The 1,287-nt window shown below is 65.8% G+C and carries 1 protein-coding gene; it reads right to left on the bottom strand.

Translation table 11 applies throughout. The features are described 5' to 3' along the window. The coding region (purD, locus tag EOA29_RS36825) for a phosphoribosylamine--glycine ligase (RefSeq protein ID WP_127222418.1) at positions 1-1,107 on the bottom strand (1,107 nt) is incomplete at its 3' end. Positions 1,108-1,287 lie beyond the last annotated feature (180 nt).

A 1,287-nucleotide genomic window follows, 5' to 3' on the forward strand; every position in this document is an offset into this window, starting at 1 on the left:
GCCATTGATGGCGGTGCCGGCATGGAAGATCTCCACCCCCTCGCCTCCCGCCTGCTCCAGGCCGCGGATGACCGAACCCTTTTCCGGCGTGCCGGGATAACCCCTCGCCGCCATCACCACGGTCAGCGCCGCTTCGTCGCTCCAGCGCGCCGACATATGCGCGAGCTGGCCGTCAACCGCGGCGTTGAGCAGGACGAGAAGATCGTCCTTCAGCCGCATCATCAGCACCTGGCATTCGGGATCGCCGAAGCGGGTGTTGTATTCGATGAGCTTCGGCCCCTGGTCGGTGATCATCAGCCCGGCGAAGAGGATGCCGGCGAAAGGCGCGCCGATATTGGCCATGCCGCGCATGGTCGGCTCGATGATCTCGCGCATGGTGCGCTCGGTCATCTCAGGCGTCATCACCGGCGCCGGCGAATAGGCGCCCATGCCGCCGGTGTTCGGGCCGATATCGCCATCGCCGACGCGCTTGTGGTCCTGCGCGGTGCCGAAGGGCAGCGCGGTCGCGCCGTCGCAGAGGCAGAAGAAGCTCGCCTCCTCGCCGGTCAGATACTCCTCGACGACGACCTCGGCGCCGGCGACGCCAAAAGCACCTTCGAAACAGGCCTCGAGCGCGGCCAGCGCCTCCTCCAGCGTCATGGCGATGGTGACGCCCTTGCCGGCGGCGAGCCCGTCGGCCTTGATGACGATCGGCGCGCCTGTCTTCTCGACATAGGCCTTGGCCGAGGCAAGGTCGCTGAAACGGCCATAGGCTGCCGTCGGGATGTTGAATTTCGCGCAAAGGTCCTTGGTGAAGCCTTTCGAGCCCTCGAGGCGCGCCGCCGCCTTGGACGGACCGAAGACGCGGATGCCCCAGGCGCGCAGATCATCGGCAATGCCGGCGACCAGCGGACCCTCCGGGCCGACCACGACCAGATCGACCTTCTTCTCCCGGCAGAAGGCCGCGACGGCGGAATGGTCGGCAATGTCCAGCTTGACCAGTTCGGCGACGCTGCCGATGCCGGGATTACCGGGCGAAGCATAAAGCCTGGTCAGCAGCGGCGAGGCGGCGATCTTCCAGGCAAGCGCGTGTTCGCGGCCACCCGAACCGAGAAGAAGAACGTTCATGGCCACCTCTTGCTGCCGATCGTGTCTGCCCTGAACCCGCTATTGGTCCGTGGGCGACGGGTCAAGGCGTCTTGGCAATTTGGCGGCAGTTGCACACGAGAACAAGAGCGCGCAGGCTTTCGTCCAGACGGAAAAGGCATTGCCGCCTCACGATGTTTTCACCGGCTGAGCGACTAGAGC

The organism is Mesorhizobium sp. M1E.F.Ca.ET.063.01.1.1, assembly GCF_003998155.1.
In the GTDB taxonomy this organism is placed as follows: Bacteria; Pseudomonadota; Alphaproteobacteria; order Rhizobiales; family Rhizobiaceae; genus Mesorhizobium.